The sequence below is a fragment of the Rhizobium sp. CAU 1783 genome (assembly GCF_054551725.1).
In genome coordinates, this window is the sequence record NZ_JBTOLM010000002.1 from 1,082,757 (window position 1) to 1,100,954 (window position 18,198).

Here is an 18,198-nt window from a genome sequence, read left to right on the forward strand (position 1 = left end):
ATTGATCCTGGATATAGGTGCAATCTTTTTATGCAGTCTAATCGAATTAAATCGCCTCGGCTATAGTTCTTGGCAGGGCGCCTTCGCGCGCCCGTCGTCGCAAGCGTCACGGGGGCCGATCATGGACATCAAGAGACTGGGGTCGCGGCCATCGGGCAAGGGGCCGGCGGATTGGTTCACCGGCACTGTTCGCATCGACCCGCTGTTCCAGGCGGCCGAGCCAGCGCGTGCCAACGGCGCCGCCGTCACCTTCGAACCCGGTGCCCGCACCGCCTGGCACACCCATCCGCTCGGCCAGACCCTGATCGTCACGCAAGGCCTCGGCCTCGTCCAGCGCGAGGGCGGCCCGGTCGAGGAGATCCGGCCCGGCGACGTCGTCTGGTTCGCACCCGGCGAAAAGCATTGGCACGGCGCGTCCGCGACCGTCGCCATGACCCATATCGCGATCCACGAGGCCCTCGACGGCAAGACCGTCGACTGGCTGGAACACGTGAGCGACGACCAGTATCACGGCCGCTGACCTCCCTGCGGCCGATCTCGCCACGGATCCTCTCCGGGGCTTCCACACCATCAACCGCATTGGAGAATGCCTATGCTGACCAGGGCCTTCGGCGCCTATGCCGCCGACAAACCGCTTGAATCGATGGAAATCACCCGCCGCGAGGTGGGGGCGAACGACGTTCAGATCACGATCGCCTATTGCGGCGTTTGCCATTCCGACCTCCACACCGTCCGCGCCGAATGGGCCGGCACCCTCTATCCCTGCGTTCCCGGCCACGAAATCGTCGGCCAAGTCACCGCTGTCGGCTCGGCCGTCACCGGCTTCAAGGTCGGCGAGACGGTCGGCGTCGGCTGCATGGTCGACAGCTGCCAGAGTTGCTATGCCTGCGACGACGGACTGGAGCAGTATTGCGAACACGGCTTCACCGGCACCTATAACGGTGCCACGCCGGACGCGCCCGGCCATACGCTCGGCGGCTATTCGCAGTCGATCACCGTGCGCGACAAGTTCGTCGTGAAGGTCCGTCACCCGGCCGAACAGCTCGCCGCCGTCGCCCCGCTGCTCTGCGCCGGCATCACGCTGTGGTCGCCTCTGCGCCACTGGAACACCGGTCCCGGCAAGAAGGTCGGCATCGTCGGCATCGGTGGCCTCGGCCACATGGGCGTCAAGCTCGCCCGCGCCCTCGGTGCCCATGTGGTGGCCTTCACCACCTCGGAGGGCAAGCGCCAGGCGGCCCTCGACCTTGGCGCCCATGAGGTCGTCGTCTCGCGCAACGCCGACGAGATGAAGGCCCATGCCAACTCGTTCGACCTGATCGTCGACACGGTTGCCGTCAGCCACGATCTGAACAACTATGTGAGCCTGCTGAAGCGCGACGGCACGTTGACGCTGGTCGGCGCGCCGGAGCATCCGCATCCGTCGCCGGCCGTCTTCCCGCTGATCATGAAGCGTCGTTCGATCGCCGGCTCGACCATCGGCGGCATTGCCGAAACCCAGGAAATGCTGGATTTCTGCGCTAAGCACAACATCGTCGCCGACATCGAGATGATCGCCGCCTCAGACATCGAGGGCGCCTATGCCCGCATGCTGAAGAGCGACGTGAAATACCGCTTCGTCATCGACAGCGCGACGCTCTGAGGAAAAGCTCCCACTTTTCCCCTGTGGGGAGAAGTGGGGCAAACCGTGCTTGCGATTGCCCCGCACCCGTGACCCGACCGGGGTCGAGCCGCCTGTCTCGACCCGTCCTTCGGAGCCCCGCAAGCGGGGAGGGGGAATGGCCGCGGCAGTGCCGCTTGTCCCTTCTCCCCGTGGCAACGGGCAGAAGGAGCCGGTAGGCGGATGAGGGGCTGTTGCTGAGGGATAGCGGCGGGCGGATGAGAGGCATGTGACCGCCAAAGGGCGCGTATGCCATCATCCCCGCTTCTCATCCTGGCAAATGGCGAGGGACGCGACCCCGTCGCCTTACTTGTTCTGCAAGAGCCACATCTTGCCGGCCATGGTGATGCCATGGGCGGATTGGTCTGCGGCGCTGTCGCTGTTGAGCACCTGAAGCAGCCCGTGTTCGCGCAGTTCGTTGACCGTCGCGGTCTTCACCGACTTGATCTTCTGCGGACGCTCCTTGAAGCGGTCGGTCCGCGCATAGGTCACCTGGGCGTTGAGATGCGTGAAGCTGTTGCCTTCGGCGGGGAAGAGGTCGCCGTCCTTGGCGAGTTTCAATCCGCGGATCTGGACGGGGGTGAGTTCGAGCATGATAGGTCCTTGAAATAGTGTCTTGATGTATGAAGCGCGGTGCGGCCGGTCAGGCGGCCAGTGCGCGGTGTGCTTCGCGGAAGGAAAGGAGCCGTCCGCGTTTTTCGTCCCAGACTGCGAGTTTCACGCAGGAAAGGCTGTCGCGGACCGTGATACGGCCGATCCCGGCGAGTTCCGGATGGTCGCGCAGCACTTCCGGCAGGCGATAATAGGGAATGCGGCTCGCCAGGTGATGGACGTGGTGGATGCCGATATTGCCGGTCAGCCAGCGCAGCGCCAGCGGCAGGTCATAATGCGATGCGCCGTGCAGGGCAGCCTTGGGGAACTGCCATTCCTTGCCCTTCGACCAGTGCGTTTCCTCGAACTGGTGCTGCACGTAGAACAGCCAGATGCCAACGGCGCCGGCGATCAGCACGACCGGCAGATGGATGACGAGGAAAGGCACGAGACCGACGGCCCAGATCATCAGGGCGCAGACCACGGCGATCGAAAGATTGGTGCCCATGGTCGAGATCCACGGCATCGAGCCGTCCTTCATCATGCCGAAGGGAAGCCGCTGCTTGATGAGGAAGATGTAGGCCGGGCCGATGCCGAACATCACGACCGGATGGCGATAGAGGCGGTAGGCGAGCCGACCGCGCGGCGAAAGCGCCCGATACTCTTCGAGCGTCAGCGTGGTGATGTCGCCGATGCCGCGCTCGTCGAGGTTTCCCGCCGAGGCGTGGTGGATCGCGTGCGCCCGCCGCCAGTAGCCATAGGGGGTGAGCGTCAGCACACCGATCAGCCGGCCGGTCCAGTCGTCGAGCCCGCGACGGGCAAAGAACGAGCCGTGGCCGCAATCGTGCTGGATCATGAACAGGCGCAGCAGGAAGATGCCGGCCGGAACGATGGCGATGAGGCCCAGCCAGAAGCCGTTGACATAGGAGAGATAGGCGAGCGCCCAGAACAGCATGAACGGCACCAGCGTCACGACCAGCTCGAAGACGCTGCGCCTCAGCCGCGGCTGGCGATAGCGCGCGAGGATCTTCAGCCACGCCGCGACATTGTCTTCGCCAGGCGTGGCGGGAGCGCTGATGGAGACATTGACGTTCATGTTCGTAAGGTCCGATCCGTGGGGTCTGCTCAGATCCGTGGTGAGACGGTCGCCCCGGCAGGGCTCGTAGCGCCGCAAGCGGGCGCATCCGTGCCGGGCTTTTCGTCGCGGCCGCGGCGCCGGCGTCCGACCGGTCCCGCGGATGCAAAAAAGGCCAGACATTCGCCTGGCCTTCTCGGCGCATTCACCTGCCATGCCGGAAGATCCGGGGTCATGGCCGGTCGAAGCCTCAGGCGGCCTGCAACTGGCCGGCGGACATCTTGCCCGACTTGCGGTCGCGTTCCAGTTCGAAGCTGACCTTCTGGCCTTCGACCAGATCGCTCATGCCGGCGCGCTGTACGGCCGAGATGTGGACGAAGACGTCTGCTTCGCCGTTGTCCGGCTGGATGAAGCCGAAGCCCTTGGTGGTGTTGAACCATTTTACGGTGCCGGTGGTCATGAAAAACCCTTTCTTGGCAAGATTGACTGCCGCCGGGCGACGCACGGCGGTTGTTTCGACTTTTGAGAGAGGGAAGTTCGTCCAGAGGCGCGGGGCGCCATAAACAACTATCGGCAAACAAGCATCGATGGCCGTAGATACACACCCCATGGGCCCTTTGTCAACTTATTGTTTGTGTTCTTTTTATGTGCGCCCAGAGGTTGAATTTGCGATTGTGAAAATGCCAAGGCGTGGTTGTGCCGCGCGTCGCAGCGATGTCCCTTGTCCCTCCGTGTTCGAAGCGCGCGATTGCCCCTCACCCTGACCCTCTCCCCGTTCTGACGGGGAGAGGGGATGGCCGAGGCGGTGCCGCTTGTCCCTTCTCCCCATCATGATGGGGAGAAGGTGCCGGCAGGCGGATGAGGGGCATCTTCGTTACCAAAGGCGGATGAGGGGCACCTACCGGATGATCGACGGCTCCCGGCCGAAGAAAACCACCCGGCGAGCCGATCATGGCGCGGCCGGAGGAGGGGAATGCGCAGAAAGGCGTGGCGACCCTTACCGCCGGAGGCTGCCGAGAATGCCGCGAACCAGCGCCCGGCCGACCGAGGTCGCGACGGAACGTGCGGCACTCTTCATCGCCGCCTCGATCACCGTCTCGCGCTGGTAGCCGGAGCTCTTGCGCGGGGTGGTCTTGGTCTGGCGACCGTCGTCTTCGGCCTCCGTGCCGAAGCCCGGCAGCGACCAGCGCCCGGCCGCACTGTCGTCTTCGCCGGCCTTCTGCTCCTCGGCGCGGCGCGCGGCTTCCGCTTCCGCCGCCTTGCGGGCGCGTTCGGTCAGGATCTCGAAGGCCGATTCCCGGTCGAGGTCCTTGTCGTAGAGGCCGGCGACCGGGCTCACATTGATGACCGCCTGACGCTCGCCGTCCGAAAGCGGCCCGACGCGGCCCGATGGCGGACGCACCAGCGTGCGCTCGACGATCGACGGCGCGCCCTTGCCCTCGAGCGTCGAGATCAGCGCCTCGCCGGTGCCGAGCGTGGTGATCGCGGTGGCGCAGTCAAAGGCGGGGTTGGGGCGGAAGGTGTCGGCTGCCGTCTTCACCGCCTTCTGCTCGCGCGGCGTATAGGCGCGCAACGCATGCTGCACGCGGTTGCCGAGCTGGGCGAGCACGGTTTCGGGAACGTCGAGCGGGTTCTGCGTGACGAAATAGACGCCGACGCCCTTGGAGCGGATCAGTCGCACCACCTGCTCGACCCGCTCGACCAGAACCTTCGGCGCGTCGTTGAACAGCAGATGCGCCTCGTCGAAGAAGAACACCAGCTTCGGCTTGTCGGGATCGCCCACCTCGGGCAGTTCCTCGAACAGCTCGGAGAGCATCCACAGCAGGAACGTCGCATAAAGCCGCGGGTTCATCATCAGCTTGTCGGCGGCGAGCACCGAGATCGCGCCGCGCCCGTCATTGGTGGTGCGCATGATGTCGGAGATTTTGAGCGCCGGCTCGCCGAAGAAGTTTTCCGCCCCCTGCTGTTCGAGCACCAGCAGCCCGCGCTGCAGCGAGCCGACCGACGACTTGGAGATCAGGCCGAACTGGTTGGAGAGTTCTGTCGCATGCTCGCCCATGTAGTTGAGCAGCGCCTGCAGGTCTTTGAGGTCCATCAGCGCCAGCCCGCCCTGGTCGGCGATCTTGAAGGCGATGTTCAAGACGCCTTCCTGTGCTTCGGACGCATCCATCAGCCGGGCGAGCAGCAGCGGGCCCATCTCGGCGATGGTGGTGCGCACCCGGTGGCCCTTCTCGCCGTAGAGATCCCAGAAGATCACCGGGAATTCCTGGAAGGCAAAGTCGGTGAAACCGATCTGCTCGGCGCGCTTGGTCACCCAGTCCTTGGCCTCTCCCATCGCGGCGATGCCGGAAAGGTCGCCCTTGATGTCGGCTGCGAAGACCGGCACGCCGGCATTGGAAAAGCTCTCCGCCAGCACCTGCAGCGTCACCGTCTTGCCGGTGCCGGTCGCACCCGTGACGAGGCCGTGGCGGTTGCCGAACCTGAGGTCGAGATATTCGCCCTTGTTGAGGCTGTCGTCCGGATTGCGGCTGGTGCCGATATAGAGTTTCCCGTCCTGCAGCATGCCTCTTCTTCCCCGGTTGCTTCGGCGCTGCGGCGGCATTTCTTGCGCCGCGAGGCCTTCATCGATTCATCACCTTGCCCTTATAAGGATAGTGTGAAACATCGACAACAGCGCTGCCAGACGGCCGGTCGGGGAAAACAGCCGATGGCCCGTCTCGGGCGCTTGAGTTCGCCGGACAGTTCAATTACTTTGACGTCAACGTCAATCTTTGCGCAGGAGCAAGACTATGAGTGATCTCGTAAACCGCATCGCCGACAGTGTCGGCATCGAGCAGGCAACGGCTGAAAAGGCCCTCGGCATGATGCTCGGCTTCCTCCAGCGCGAAGCGGCCGACGGCCCGGTCGCCAAGATGATCGAAGCCATCCCCGGCGCGCTGGACCTCGTGGCCAAGCACAACGGCGAAGGCGAAGGCAAGGGTCTGCTCGGCGGCCTGATGAGCGCGCTGGGCGGCGGCGGCATCATGGGCCTCGGCCAGCAGCTGATGTCCCAGGGCCTCGGCATGGGCGAAATCTCCAAGCTCGCCAAGGAAACCATCGCGGTCGCCCGCGAATATGCCGGCGACGAAGTGGTCGACGAAGTCGTCGCCTCCGTTCCGGGCCTTTCCCAGTTCGTCTGATCGACGCCGGGACAAAACGATTTTGGGCAAAGAAAAGCCGCCGGGGCGACCCGGCGGTTTTTTTGTGTTTTGGGGAGGGGAGGCCGCGTTCCGGATTGGAAAGCGGTGTATGGAGGGTTGGTGTCCCTAAAAGTGCTGTCCGATTGCGGAATCTGAGTTTTGGGGACACGCGGAGGGCGCAGGGAAGGGGTGTACGTTACGGTATACCCTTGCGGACAATACCCCATGCCCCGGCCTTATGTCCCTTCTGTCATGGTGAAGGCTGGCGATGGAAGATTGCGCGCATGCTGGGTGGAAATTCTGGCACGTCAGGCCAGCAACATCCCATGGGGGAAAACGGCTGTACGAAGGGACCTAAATACTCCCTCGCAAAAATTTCCGTATTTGGGGGACCGACCATGTTGCAGTGGATTAGCGCACTTACGTGTCATTTTTGAGATGTAATCTCTATCAGATGCGTACTATTAGTGGTGTAATAGTATTTTCACGCGGAGCCAGCGCAGCATGCTTGATCTATCCAAGTTTCCTGAGCCATTTCACGATTGCCTGCGCCAAGCGCTGACTGATTGGGGCGTTCGAGCGCTTACAAGCAGGAAGGAACTGGGAGGAAAGTCAGGAGCTTATGTCTGGCTTATAGATATAGAAACGTCGAAATACAACGGACCTGGCATCCTGAAATTCGCCAACAAAGAATTAATAGAAACGGAGCTTTCAAATCATCAGATAGCATCCAATTGCACCCCAAAAAATGCGATCCCTGAGGTTGTCGCGACGTTTAGAAATGATACTCAAAGTGCATTTCTAATGTCAGTGGCAGGCGATGGATTGCTCGAGGTCGATACGCTCTCCGAAATCCCAAGCAATAAACTCAATGTCTCTCTTGCAACAGCCGCGCGTGAAATTTTAGCGGTCTGGAATGGTACATCAAACTTCGAGCATGCACGCGAAAGCGTTTCTGATGTCCTCAGAAGTTTAGTCCAAAGACAGATGGGCGTTTCAAGCAGGATACCTCAGTTTATGCTGGAATATGCTGGTCTCCCCGAAAACGCATGTGCTTTTCGTTACAATGGCCAAGACTATCCGAATCCCATGGTCTTTGGCGACCCAAGGACTCCAGGTGGTCAGATCGATCTGGCGACCATACGGGGAGCCGTGCACGGTGACTTCCATCCAGGCAACATTTTGCTTGCTCGATACGGGGAAAAGCCTTCCGTGCATATCATCGACTTCGAAAAATTCAATCCTAAGGCCTGCTTGTTTTTCGACCATGCGTATTTGGAGTTGAGTTTCCTCTTGATGAGGAGACAGATGCTGCCCCCCCAACGGTGGTCTGAAATTTGTAGAGACCTCAAGGGTATTGAAAAGAGTCAGGATGGTTTGAAGGCGTCAGCACAAGACGACATAGGCCTCCTATTCAGCGTGGGTGCACTGCGATACGAGATTAACGATTGGAGTAGAACAAAATTTCCACAACGAACAGAAGACCTGAAGAAACAAGTTCTCGTTGCAAGAATAGCGGCAGGCTTGGATTTTTGTAATAAAAAATCTCTCGACGAAAACAAAGATCTATCAGACAAGAAAAAATTCTTCGCCTTTATATACGCAGCAGAGGCAGCCAAATCACTTCTTGAATATTCAAGAATAGAAATTCCAGAGGACGGTGTATTGATTTCAGCGGCGGCTGAAAAACCTCTTCCAAAGTCGGATCATTGGAAAGATGCTTGGGAAAGATGCGGTAAATTCGACGAAGGGAAATCTTGTTTTATACTATTGTCTGATCAGTATTTAGCGAAGCGGTCAGAGTTTTCACAAAAGATAATTTCGAGATTGCCTTGGTCTCTAATAATCGATCTTGCTACGGAAGGCTTGGATTCCCCATTTGCCAAGTCAGGCGTACCTCTAGTGCAACAGCAAAAGACGGTAACCCACCTGCTTCCACACCAAGTCCAACCCGGCGACAACCTGTCCTCATCCTTGTGCTGGCTTGCCGCCAATGCTCCCCGAGAAGATGGCTCCTCACCGCCCATCTCGTTGTGGAGGAAAGAAACTCTACAAGTCGTCAGAAAACTGGTGAACGAGGTCTATCACGCCAACACACCAAAGCCTATCACGCTGGTCATGCTAGGTGACGACGGAGACACGCTCAAGAAAAAAGCAATAGCTGCCGCAGTCGAGGAGGTTGCAGCAGGATATGTGCGTACCATTTTTGTTTCAGATGCTTATGTTTCTTCATCGTACTCTCATCTTAAAGACGAACTAGAATCTTCCGCCGAGATCAAATGCGATTTCGATGATTTTTGTCTTGGGATATATCAAATAGTCGGTGACCTCTCTCAGAGGAAAGCGCTTTGGATTCCTGCCCGCTCAGACGATGGAACGAAAAAGCTAGAGCTTCTCTCAAGCGAAGATGCTGCGTTATTTAGGGGGGCAGTAGAACTGGTGCCCGCAAGTCCGTCCTTAATAGGATCCGCATCTGATAACGACAGCGGTTTTCTCCAGGGAGGCATTGTTGATTGGGACGACCTTGATGCTCGGCGCGATGTCGACCGGGATGTAACCCGCCAACTTGTGCAACATTTACGAACACGGCTGACTGCATCGCCAAACGAGTCGTATTCAATCAATCATAGTCCGGGAGCTGGAGGCACTACAGTTGCCCGACGTGCAGCATGGGAACTTCGGGACGAATTTCCAGCGTTTGTGATAGCTAGCTTTAGCAAAGATGTAATAGAGGTACTTGATTTTGCCTTTCGACTAACTTCACTGCCATTACTTATCATCCTCGAAGCCACGACGGTAACAGCTGGTCAACGAGATTTCCTCTACACTGAGCTGCGAGGACGAAATGTCAGATTTCTGATCTTGGACGTACGGCGTCATCAATCTCCCAAAACTACCGACGCTGCCGTTGCATTAAAAGATCCAATGACGCTTAATGAGGCACAGCGTTTCTTCCGGGTTTTTTCTATGAAGGCAAGCAGCGATAGAAAAGAGAAACTTAGATCACTTGCCACAGATAGAGAATTTGAATTCTATAGATCTCCATTTTTCTTCGGACTATATTCTTTTGAAGGAAATTTTAAAAAGATACCTGATTTCGTTGCAGGTTGTCTGGATAACACACCAAGAGCTCTTATAAAGCCACTTTGCCAGCTTGCATTAGTATCTCGATACTCACAGGAGAGAATCCCCCTAACTGCTCTTAATGTGATGATGGGGATCGAAGCTACATCTAGCGCAATAGACCTTCAGAATATTTTGGGTGACGGCCCAGAAAGACTTATAATTATAACATCACATGGAGTCGGAATAAAGCACCCATTGCTAGCAGAGGAAATGCTCAGGCAACACCTGAAGCCGTTAGAAAACACAAATCCAGATGCTTGGATTGCAACACTAAACGAATTTTGCATCGATTTTATAAATGACATTGTTAGATTGGGGCTTGAAGACAACTCAAAAATACTAGAAATACTTTATGATTTGTTTTTGGAGCGGCAATCATCCGAAGGCGCGGGGAAGTCGCGGTTCTCAGAGCTGATTGAGCTTCTAGGATCCCCTTACGGTGAGCGAAGAGTGTTGGAAGCCTTGGTGTCGGCGCTCCCCGATAATCCGTTTTTCTTAAGCCATCTAGCACGGCATATGAACTATAGGCGTTCGGGAAGCTTTGAAGAGGCTGAGAGGACCGCTAAACAGGCTATCATATTGGACGAGACCAACGATGAACCCTATCATATTCTGGGGATGATATACCGTTTTGAGATAGAGAGGCGGCTCCAGGTTGACACGGTAGTTGGATTAGATGTCGACGGCCTAGTAGGCGATATAGACGATCTTTTCACTAAAGCGCGTTCCGCTTTCGAAAAGTCTCTCCAGCTTTCAATGGACAGCAACTTCCCGCTCATAACCCCAATTCAGATGACGATACATACCTTGAGTAGAATTTTCTCTCTTTCAAGGTCCGTGAGTTTCGTCCGCTTCCTAGCCGGCAACACTTATGCGGCTTTTTGGTGTCGTGAAAAATTAGACTATACTCAGTCACTTTTTCACGAATTGCATCGCTTGGAGGCGGTAAGTGATCCGTCCGAACGCAGAGTACGATGCGATGCGGACTACCAGGAACTATTGGGGAATATGACCCAAGTTGTTTCAGAGTTGTCTGCTTTATTAAAGCGGCCTGACGTGAGAAAGGGGCCAATTCGACGTCTTATCTCAAGTGCGTACTTTAGAGATATTAGTTTTTGGACGAAGCAGAAGAATATTTCTGTCTATCGCGAGATTGTTAGTCTCTGTGAGGATAATCTGTTGGACGACCCTAGCAGTACAGTTGATTTGAGACTTTGGCTTAGGGCGTACAGAATGCTTCCAGATGCTTCCATTACTTTGGCAATCGAGAAATTCAATAGGGCAACGCTGCTCACGGACAACGTGGAGCCGCGGTATTATCTAATGATTTTACATTTTGTTGCTCATAGACTGGGATTTCCTGGAAGCCTGCTGGAAGCGAAAAAGTATCAAGACTACTGTCGTCAGCATTCAACGTCGTCGGTTGGAAAAAAATCGCTAGAATGGCTTGCCAAGCCGGCACTAGGGCGCCCCATTCCGTTGCTCCATCACACCGAGCTAGGTGACTGGGACAGGCAACGAGATTTCTTCTCAAATGCAACTGATCTAGATCAGGCAGAGGGCCGAATCGATGAAATCCGATCGCTACAGGCAGGCACGATTTTAGTGAGCGGCATGCCCGCCTTCTTCGCGCCCAGAGCAGAGTTTCGAAAGCTGACGGATACAAATGCGACTGTGAGCTTATCGCTTGGCTTTAGCTATGAAGGGTTGCGGGCTTGGAATGTTCATCGAATCTAAAATAGATCCATGAATTGTTTTCACATAGAATTCGAGAGGCCGATCGTTGCATGAGGCGCGAACGTGTGAAATGCAAACACACAAAAGGGGGACATCGTGTCCCCCTAGCCATCCCTGAAAGACCGGTTTCTAAGGCTTTTAAGCGATGGTGGGCGCTCCCTCCGGGGCCACCGGTCGACACATTTCTGCTCTCGCTGTAGGCCCGCTGTCGTCCGCTCCCAGCGTAACGCCTCGCCCCCACCCCACTACACTATCTACACTGGACGGCCGTCCGGCCCGGTCGCATAATCGCCGGCCGGAGGACCTGTGATGTCCAAGGACGGCTATCAGCAGTTTTGTCCCGTCGCCAAGGCCTGCGAGGTGCTCGAGCCGCGCTGGACGCTTCTCCTCTTGTGCGAGATGTGGGCGGGGTCGCTGCGTTTCAACGAGATCCACCGTGGTGTGCCGGGCATGTCGCCGACGCTGATGTCGAAGCGGCTGCGCGAGATGGAGCAGCGCGGCCTGGTGCGGCGCCTGCGCAACGAGGACACCGGCGAGATCCAGTACCGCACGACCGAGATGGCCGACGAGCTGCAGCCGATCGTCCATGCGCTCGGCCAGTGGGCCCATCGCTATATCGACGCCGACGTGACGCTGGAAAACCTCGATGCGCGGCTCCTGATGTGGAACATGCGCCGCAAGGTCGATATCGCCCGCCTGCCGTCGGGCCGGCGCAGCGTCATCAAGTTCAGCTTTCCCGAACTGCCGCGCGACGAGCAGGACTACTGGCTGATGTCGCGGCCGGGGCTTCCGGTCGATCTCTGCCTGATCGACCCGGGCCATGATGTCGACCTCTTCGTCATTGCCGACCTGAAGGCGATGACGTCCGCCTGGATGGGCCATTCGAGCCTCGGCGCGGAAGTGTCGAAGGGCCGCATCTCGCTGGTCGGCGACCAGCGCCTCGCTGCCTCGATCGGCGACTGGATGGTCCGCAGCGACTTTGCCGCCTGAGCGAGGGCATCTTTCCGGCCCCCCGGCTCCCCAGGCATTTGCTGCCGTCGTCCTTGCCGGGACCGGCCGCCGTCAGGCATCGCGCTGCCCGTGCCTGTCCGTCCTGGGGTGGCACTCCTGAAACTGTAGCGGTCCGCTACAGTTTCTACACTGGCCCGCGCTCCGCCCCTTGCGGCACAGTGTGAAGCATGGACAGGCCGAACGCGGAACAAACCGCCTGCGGCGCCGCCTTCCGCCCGTCCGAAAATCGCAATCGACAACGACATGAGGGGCAGGATCGCCGCGGCATCGCGGCGTTGCCCGCCCCTGTTTCAAGGAGAAATGACATGCATGCCAATCTTGCTTCCGTTGCACCGGCTGCCTCCGGTGTCGATCTTGCCGCCGTCAAGGCCCGCCAGCAGGCCGCCTGGGCCTCCGGCGACTATGCGGTCGTCGGCACCACGCTGCAGATCGTCGGCGAGGACCTCTGCGAGGCGCTCGACCTGCGCGCCGGCGAACGCGTGCTCGACGTCGCCGCCGGCAACGGCAATGCGACGCTCGCCGCCGCCCGCCGCTGGGCCGAGGTCACCTCGACCGACTATGTCCCGGCGCTGCTCGACCGCGCCCGCGCCCGCGCGCTCGCCGACGGGCTGAAGGTCGATTTCCGCACCGCCGACGCCGAAGCCTTGCCCTTTGCCGACAAGAGCTTCGACGTGGTGATGTCGACCTTCGGCGTGATGTTCACGCCCGACCAGGACAAGGCCGCCGCCGAGATGCTCAGGGTGCTGCGCCCGGGCGGTCGCCTCGGCCTCGCCAACTGGACGCCGCAGAGTTTTGTCGGTGAGCTGTTCAAGATCATCGGCCGCCACCTGCCGCCGCCGCCGGGCGTCCGCTCGCCGGCGCTCTGGGGCACGCGCGAGCGGCTCGACGAGCTCTTCGGCGGTTCCGGAAAGCTCAAGGTGACGCAGAAGACCTTCACCTTCCGCTACCGCTCGCCGGCCCATTGGCTGGAGATCTTCCGCAGCTGGTACGGCCCGGTCCACAAGGCCTTTGAAAACCTGCCCGGCGCCGCCGAGCGCAAGGCCCTCGAAGACGACATCTTCGCCCTCATCGCCCGCTTCAACCGCGCCTCCGACGGCACCATGGTCGCTCCGAGCGACTATCTCGAGGTGGTGCTCACCAAGGCCTGAGGCGAGGGGGGAGGGGCCACCTTCCTTCGCACCGAATGGAAAAGCCGGCGGATCGTCTCCGCCGGCTTTTCCATGCCGACCGTCAGGTCGCCGGTTCCCTGACCGGTCGCAACCGCTTCTTCGCGTTGTGATTTCAATCTCAAGACCGTCACGACGGCCAGTGCTAGCGTCCCGTCCGCATTTTCGGGTTTAGCCACGGGCAACAAGGGCAAAGCCGTGCGTCTTCCCCCTGTTTTTGCGACGGCCGCCCCCGGTCGCCAGCAATGACGGCGATGCCGGCCGCGCCAAGAACCGCCGTGTCGAACTGGTCAAGGCGCTGGAGTTCTGAGCCGGCCCGGCTTGGAAGGATAGGCGGTGAGGGAAAGGCTTGCCTGTGGAAGATCCCGCGGGCGAGCCGGTTCTCCGGTCTCGACCGCCTCCTCAATCTTCCTCGACCACCACCAGCTCGGGCACGCCGTCCATCTCGAAACGGATCCGGCCGCGGTCGGCGCGGCTAATCCGGATCGGGCCGCCTTTTTCCTCGAGCCGGCGGCGCAGCAGGATCAGCCGTGTCTCGAGATTGTCCTTGAAGTCGGGCAGTTGCAGGCTGCGGTCGCGGCGGATTTCGCGGTTTAGGAAGTCCTGCCGGCCGCTCACCGCATATTCCTCGACGAAATGCTTGAGCAGCCGCCCCGGAACGCCGCGGATCACATAGTCCTGGTCGATGAAGACCGAGCCGTCGCGCGGATAGAAGCGGATCGAGACCGTCTCCGCCGGACGCCCGGTCGTCTCGTCCGGTGTCGGGCCTGCCACCTCCTCGCCTTCGGGGCGTTCGCGATCCTGGCCCGCGAGCGTCAGGGCAAGCGCCAGGTGCCCGGCGAGAATGGAAAGGGCTTCCTCGTCGCGGTGGCGGAAGGCGAAGGAGCGTTCGGCTTCCACGAACAGCACGCCGACCAGCTGCCCCTGCGCCACCATCGGCACCGCCATCTGGCTGAGCGGCACTTCGAGCGCCGGCAGCGGCAGGGGGTCGGCCCCGGTTATGCCGCTCGCCGACCCGACGGCGTGCACGTAGCGCCGGCTGCGGCGCAGGTCGCTGATTCGGATCGGCCGGTGGGTTGCTGCCGCCATGCCGATCACGCCGCTGCCGAAGGCGACTTCCGAGCCGAAGCCGAAGCGGTCGTAGCCGTGGCTGGCGATCGTCGTCAGCTGCAGTCTCTCGTTGTCCGGCACCAGCACCATCGAATGGCTGAAGCCGAAATGCATCTCGAGCCCGGTCAGCGCCCGGTCGAGCAGGCGCTCCGCATCCGTCTCGCCGCAGAGTTCCGCGGCCAGCCGGCGCGTCAGGTCGAGATGGTCGCGCGCGTCGCAGGCCCCCGGCACCGGCAGCTCGAGCGGATGGGCGGCCGGCACCGCGCGACAGTCCCCGACGCGGTAGATATCCAGGGCCCGGAGCTTCATGATGCCGCCCATGCCCTGCTCGACGCTCATCACCTCGAGATGGCCGGCGACCCGGTCGAAGGCCTCGCCGGCGGTCTCCGAGCGATCGTAAGTGAGGTCGAGGATATATTGCTGGCCGCTGTGGCCGTCGACCACCATCACGGTCGCGAGCCCGTTCGCCGCGACATTCACCGCCGTCTTGGAGAAGAACTGGTTGGAGAGCGCCACATGCCCGTCGTCGATGTAGTAGACGTGGGAGAGATAGGAGGCGTTCGGCATGCCTTCGCTGTCGGTCGTGGCGATCACCGAGGGGATGACGCCTTCGAAGGCGTCGCGGATGGTGCTGAGCCGGATCATCGGGCGCCTTCCTCCGGCGCGCCGAGCCGGCGGCCGGCTTCCGGTCCCGGTGTCTGCACGAAAAGGTCACGTGGCAGGAAGGTGATGTGCATCAGGTCGCGGTCGCTGAGCGTGCTCGAAAGCTGCAGCCGGCTGACCCCGAGCGCGCCCATCACCGACAGCATGTCGGTCACGTATTGCGCGCCGCGGGCCTGCTCGATCGCGTCGGTCGGGCGCACCTCCATGATCGGCCCCTTGATCTGGTAGGCGCGGTAATCGTCCGGTTTGACGAAGGTCGCCGAGAGCGGCGTGCCGGGCAGGGCATGCGCCACCGCATCCGGCCACTGGCTCGCCGAAACGAGAAGCGAGATACCGCCGCGCTGGCTGTCGAAGCGTGCGCCGGTCGCCCGCCCGATCATCGGGCGATGTGCTTCGTTGCGCGTGGCGATGAGGATCATCACGCGCCCTTCGATGAAACTTGCTACCCCGGCCTCTATCACCCGACATCCCCAGTCTGTGCGGCAATCCTAGGAAGATAGGAAAATTTTAGCAACGCGAGATCGGTCTTAGGAAGCATTTAGGAAGCGGCTTGCCGGGTGCCGTCCTATGAGCCTCTCACCGCGCCGCCGCCCTGTCCTGATGCCGGCGCCCAACCGCAGAGGAAGAACCCGATGACACACCATGTTTCCATGACCGATATCCCCGATCTCGACGGCCGCTACGATTTCTACGGCGCCATCCACAAGGGCCTGCGCAAGGCCGGTTGCGACATGCTCGGCCGGCTCGGTGCCGCAGACTACGAAAATCCCGAGGAGGCCGAAAGCGTGCTGGCGCAGCTGCGCACCTTCATCACTCTGGCGGCCGACCACGTGATGCACGAGGACCACCACGTCCACGGCCTCCTGCAGCAGCGCGGCTATTCGACCGAAACCGTCGACAACCAGCATGACGACCACCGTCTCGCCTTCGATCAGCTGGAGGCGCTTGTTGCCGCGGTCGAGAAGGCTTGGCCGGTAAACAAGCGTGCCGCAGGCCGCAAGCTCTACCTCGCCTTCGCCGCCTATCTTTCCGAAGATCTTGCCCACATGCACGAGGAAGAGACCGAGACGGCGACGCAGCTGTGGAAGAACTTCACCGACGACGAGATCCTGGCGATCGAGATGCGCATCGTCGCCTCCATGTCGCCGGAGAAGAACATGGCCTTCATGCGCCTGATGATCCCGGCGATGAACCCGTCGGAACGGGCCGCCCTTCTCGGCGCCGTGCGTACCGGCGCGCCGCCGGAGGTGTTCAACGCCATCATGGAATTCGCCGTCCGTCCGAGCCTTTCCGAACGGGCCTTCGGCGATCTCGCCACCCGCCTGAAACTTGCCGCCTGAATGCGGCCCGACAATCATGAAGGACATTTCCGATGCACAGGCTTGCCCTGCTTCTTCTCCTCGCCGCCCCGGTACCGGCCCTCGCTGGCCAGCCGGCGAAGCCGGCGCCGAGCGGCACCTATGTCACCGATCCGGCGCACACCAGCCTGACCTGGAGGATCAGCCATTTTGGCCTGTCGAACTACACGGCCCGGTTTGCGACGGTCACTGCCAATCTGGAGTGGGATGCCGAGCATCCGGCCGAATCCGACCTTGCGGTGACCGTTGATCCGGCTTCGGTACGGACGGATTTCCCGTTCCCCAAGGTCGAGGATTTCGACGCCAAGATCGGCACCGCGCCGGAGTTCCTCGCCGGCAAGCCGATCGCCTTCGTTGCGAAGGCGATTGCGCTCACCGGCGAGAACACCGGCACGATCAAGGGAGACCTCACCTTCCGCGGCGAGACCCATCCGATGACGCTTGACGTGAGGTTCAACGGCTCGGTCGGCGAACACCCGATGGACAAGCTGCCGCGCCTGGGCTTCTCCGCGACCGGCAAGGTCCACCGGACCGACTGGGGTCTCGACTTCGCCGTGCCGGCGCTCGGCGAGGATGTCGAGCTGGTGATCGAGGCGGAATTCGTCCCGCCGAAGTCGTGAAGGATACCTTAGGGGAGGGCGGCCCGGCCGCCCTCATTCCGCCGGGCGGCGGCCTGACCCGGTACCGACGCACTCCGCCAGGAAGCTGACGGTTGCAGCGATCGGCGCGCTGCCGCGCAGGTCCTCGTGATAGGTGATGTAGGCGTCGCGGCGGACCTCATCGGTGTCGCCGCCGATCGCCTGAAGTCCGGCCGCGGCCGCAGCGAAATCCGGCAGAACGGCAAGGCCGGCCCCTGCCGCAGCGGCCGCACATTGCAGGCCTAGATCGTTGGTGCGCAGCACGATCGCGCGCTCGGCCGCCATCTGTTTCAGCCACGCCTGCTGCGGTGTGTCGTCGAGCAGTTCGTCAAAGGCGATGAAGCCGTAATCGGCCGGCTCGCGCGATCGGAGATAGGCCGGCGCGCCGTAGAGCCGGTAACAGACCTGGCCCGCCTTGCGGATCACCAGCTGCGGATCCGAGGGGCGGCTGAGCCGCACCGCGATATCCGCCTCGCGCCGGGTCAGCGAGACGTTGCGTGCCTCCGCCCCGAGATGCAGGCGGATATGGGCATGTGCCGCGTAGAAGGCCGGCAGGCGCGGAGCAATCAGCGATGCGGCGAGCACCGGCGGTGCGCTGACCGAAATCTCGACCGGTTCCTCTCCCGCCGCCTCGATCAGGCCGCGCTCCAGGGCAAAGACCTCGGCCTCCATGCGCCGCGCATGTTCGGCGATCCTCTGCCCCTGCCCGGTGAGCAGATAGCGGCGGGCGCGGCGGTCGAAGAGCCTGAGCCCGCTCTTCTCCTCGAGCGCCGCCACGCGCCGGGCGACCGTGGCATGGTCGACCTTCAGGGCGCGGGCCGCGGCCGAAAGCGAACCATGATCGGCAAGAGCCACGAAGTATCGCAGGTCGTCCCAGTCGAGCATTG

The 18,198-nt window shown here is 60.8% G+C and carries 15 protein-coding genes; 8 read left to right on the forward strand and 7 right to left on the reverse strand.

What is annotated here, in order from left to right; genetic code table 11:
• Window positions 1–121 precede the first annotated feature (121 nt).
• Both ACX93L_RS12035 and ACX93L_RS12040 read left to right on the forward strand, forming a co-directional pair.
• The gene (locus ACX93L_RS12035; protein ID WP_459405047.1) at window positions 122–520 is read left to right on the forward strand and encodes a (R)-mandelonitrile lyase; all 399 of its coding nucleotides are present in this window, start codon (window positions 122–124) and stop codon (window positions 518–520) included.
• 72 nt (window positions 521–592) lie between these two features.
• Window positions 593–1,639 (forward strand): NAD(P)-dependent alcohol dehydrogenase, encoded by a 1,047-nt coding sequence (locus tag ACX93L_RS12040; protein WP_459405048.1) that lies wholly within the window; start codon window positions 593–595, stop codon window positions 1,637–1,639.
• Between the two features lie 324 nt (window positions 1,640–1,963).
• On the opposite strand, the gene ACX93L_RS12045 is transcribed toward ACX93L_RS12040, so the two are convergent.
• The 4 genes from ACX93L_RS12045 to ACX93L_RS12060 form a co-directional block, all read right to left on the reverse strand.
• Complete coding sequence (locus tag ACX93L_RS12045; protein WP_459405049.1) at window positions 1,964–2,251, reverse strand: hypothetical protein; 288 nt, start codon at window positions 2,249–2,251, stop codon at window positions 1,964–1,966.
• 49 nt (window positions 2,252–2,300) lie between these two features.
• Window positions 2,301–3,344, reverse strand: coding sequence for a fatty acid desaturase (locus ACX93L_RS12050; RefSeq protein WP_459405050.1), 1,044 nt, complete (start codon window positions 3,342–3,344; stop codon window positions 2,301–2,303).
• Window positions 3,345–3,573: 229 nt separating this feature from the next.
• Window positions 3,574–3,783 (reverse strand): cold-shock protein, encoded by a 210-nt coding sequence (locus ACX93L_RS12055; protein ID WP_169595574.1) that lies wholly within the window; start codon window positions 3,781–3,783, stop codon window positions 3,574–3,576.
• Window positions 3,784–4,320: 537 nt separating this feature from the next.
• Complete coding sequence (locus ACX93L_RS12060; protein ID WP_459405051.1) at window positions 4,321–5,886, reverse strand: helicase HerA-like C-terminal domain-containing protein; 1,566 nt, start codon at window positions 5,884–5,886, stop codon at window positions 4,321–4,323.
• Between the two features lie 226 nt (window positions 5,887–6,112).
• Here ACX93L_RS12060 and ACX93L_RS12065 point away from each other — a divergent pair, with 226 nt between their 5' ends.
• From ACX93L_RS12065 to ACX93L_RS12080, 4 genes are all read left to right on the forward strand, one after another.
• Entirely contained in the window at window positions 6,113–6,502 is a 390-nt protein-coding gene (locus tag ACX93L_RS12065; RefSeq protein WP_459405052.1) for a hypothetical protein, read from the forward strand.
• A 504-nt stretch (window positions 6,503–7,006) separates the two neighbouring features.
• Window positions 7,007–11,365 (forward strand): tetratricopeptide repeat protein, encoded by a 4,359-nt coding sequence (locus tag ACX93L_RS12070; protein WP_459405053.1) that lies wholly within the window; start codon window positions 7,007–7,009, stop codon window positions 11,363–11,365.
• A gap of 309 nt (window positions 11,366–11,674) precedes the next feature.
• Window positions 11,675–12,355 (forward strand): winged helix-turn-helix transcriptional regulator, encoded by a 681-nt coding sequence (locus tag ACX93L_RS12075; protein ID WP_459405054.1) that lies wholly within the window; start codon window positions 11,675–11,677, stop codon window positions 12,353–12,355.
• A 326-nt stretch (window positions 12,356–12,681) separates the two neighbouring features.
• Window positions 12,682–13,524, forward strand: coding sequence for a class I SAM-dependent methyltransferase (locus ACX93L_RS12080; RefSeq protein ID WP_459405055.1), 843 nt, complete (start codon window positions 12,682–12,684; stop codon window positions 13,522–13,524).
• A 420-nt stretch (window positions 13,525–13,944) separates the two neighbouring features.
• Here ACX93L_RS12080 and ACX93L_RS12085 read toward each other — a convergent pair whose 3' ends face one another.
• Together ACX93L_RS12085 and ACX93L_RS12090 are read right to left on the reverse strand one after the other, a co-directional pair.
• On the reverse strand, window positions 13,945–15,297 hold the full coding sequence (locus ACX93L_RS12085) for a GAF domain-containing protein (protein ID WP_459405056.1): 1,353 nt from the start codon (window positions 15,295–15,297) through the stop codon (window positions 13,945–13,947).
• Window positions 15,294–15,734: a hypothetical protein gene (locus tag ACX93L_RS12090; protein ID WP_205927996.1), complete on the reverse strand. Its 441-nt coding sequence runs from the start codon at window positions 15,732–15,734 to the stop codon at window positions 15,294–15,296. Before ACX93L_RS12090 ends, ACX93L_RS12085 begins: the two co-directional genes overlap by 4 nt.
• Before the next feature lie 213 nt (window positions 15,735–15,947).
• Here ACX93L_RS12090 and ACX93L_RS12095 point away from each other — a divergent pair, with 213 nt between their 5' ends.
• Window positions 15,948–16,655: a hemerythrin domain-containing protein gene (locus ACX93L_RS12095; protein WP_459405057.1), complete on the forward strand. Its 708-nt coding sequence runs from the start codon at window positions 15,948–15,950 to the stop codon at window positions 16,653–16,655.
• A 32-nt stretch (window positions 16,656–16,687) separates the two neighbouring features.
• Complete coding sequence (locus tag ACX93L_RS12100; RefSeq protein ID WP_459405058.1) at window positions 16,688–17,293, forward strand: YceI family protein; 606 nt, start codon at window positions 16,688–16,690, stop codon at window positions 17,291–17,293.
• 33 nt (window positions 17,294–17,326) lie between these two features.
• Here ACX93L_RS12100 and ACX93L_RS12105 read toward each other — a convergent pair whose 3' ends face one another.
• Window positions 17,327–18,196 (reverse strand): LysR family transcriptional regulator, encoded by an 870-nt coding sequence (locus ACX93L_RS12105; RefSeq protein WP_459405059.1) that lies wholly within the window; start codon window positions 18,194–18,196, stop codon window positions 17,327–17,329.
• Between the last annotated feature and the right edge of the window lie 2 nt (window positions 18,197–18,198).

What these genes read in the sequence shown, in the direction of transcription:
- ACX93L_RS12045 (WP_459405049.1), bottom strand. Translation starts at nt 2,251, where the DNA reads ATGCTCGAACTCACCCCCGTCCAGATCCGCGGATTGAAACTCGCCAAG.
- ACX93L_RS12065 (WP_459405052.1), top strand. Translation starts at nt 6,113, where the DNA reads ATGAGTGATCTCGTAAACCGCATCGCCGACAGTGTCGGCATCGAGCAG.
- ACX93L_RS12075 (WP_459405054.1), top strand. Translation starts at nt 11,675, where the DNA reads ATGTCCAAGGACGGCTATCAGCAGTTTTGTCCCGTCGCCAAGGCCTGC.
- ACX93L_RS12085 (WP_459405056.1), bottom strand. Translation starts at nt 15,297, where the DNA reads ATGATCCGGCTCAGCACCATCCGCGACGCCTTCGAAGGCGTCATCCCC.
- ACX93L_RS12050 (WP_459405050.1), bottom strand. Translation starts at nt 3,344, where the DNA reads ATGAACGTCAATGTCTCCATCAGCGCTCCCGCCACGCCTGGCGAAGAC.
- ACX93L_RS12095 (WP_459405057.1), top strand. Translation starts at nt 15,948, where the DNA reads ATGACACACCATGTTTCCATGACCGATATCCCCGATCTCGACGGCCGC.
- ACX93L_RS12040 (WP_459405048.1), top strand. Translation starts at nt 593, where the DNA reads ATGCTGACCAGGGCCTTCGGCGCCTATGCCGCCGACAAACCGCTTGAA.
- ACX93L_RS12035 (WP_459405047.1), top strand. Translation starts at nt 122, where the DNA reads ATGGACATCAAGAGACTGGGGTCGCGGCCATCGGGCAAGGGGCCGGCG.
- ACX93L_RS12090 (WP_205927996.1), bottom strand. Translation starts at nt 15,734, where the DNA reads ATGATCCTCATCGCCACGCGCAACGAAGCACATCGCCCGATGATCGGG.
- ACX93L_RS12060 (WP_459405051.1), bottom strand. Translation starts at nt 5,886, where the DNA reads ATGCTGCAGGACGGGAAACTCTATATCGGCACCAGCCGCAATCCGGAC.
- ACX93L_RS12070 (WP_459405053.1), top strand. Translation starts at nt 7,007, where the DNA reads ATGCTTGATCTATCCAAGTTTCCTGAGCCATTTCACGATTGCCTGCGC.
- ACX93L_RS12100 (WP_459405058.1), top strand. Translation starts at nt 16,688, where the DNA reads ATGCACAGGCTTGCCCTGCTTCTTCTCCTCGCCGCCCCGGTACCGGCC.
- ACX93L_RS12105 (WP_459405059.1), bottom strand. Translation starts at nt 18,196, where the DNA reads ATGCTCGACTGGGACGACCTGCGATACTTCGTGGCTCTTGCCGATCAT.
- ACX93L_RS12055 (WP_169595574.1), bottom strand. Translation starts at nt 3,783, where the DNA reads ATGACCACCGGCACCGTAAAATGGTTCAACACCACCAAGGGCTTCGGC.
- ACX93L_RS12080 (WP_459405055.1), top strand. Translation starts at nt 12,682, where the DNA reads ATGCATGCCAATCTTGCTTCCGTTGCACCGGCTGCCTCCGGTGTCGAT.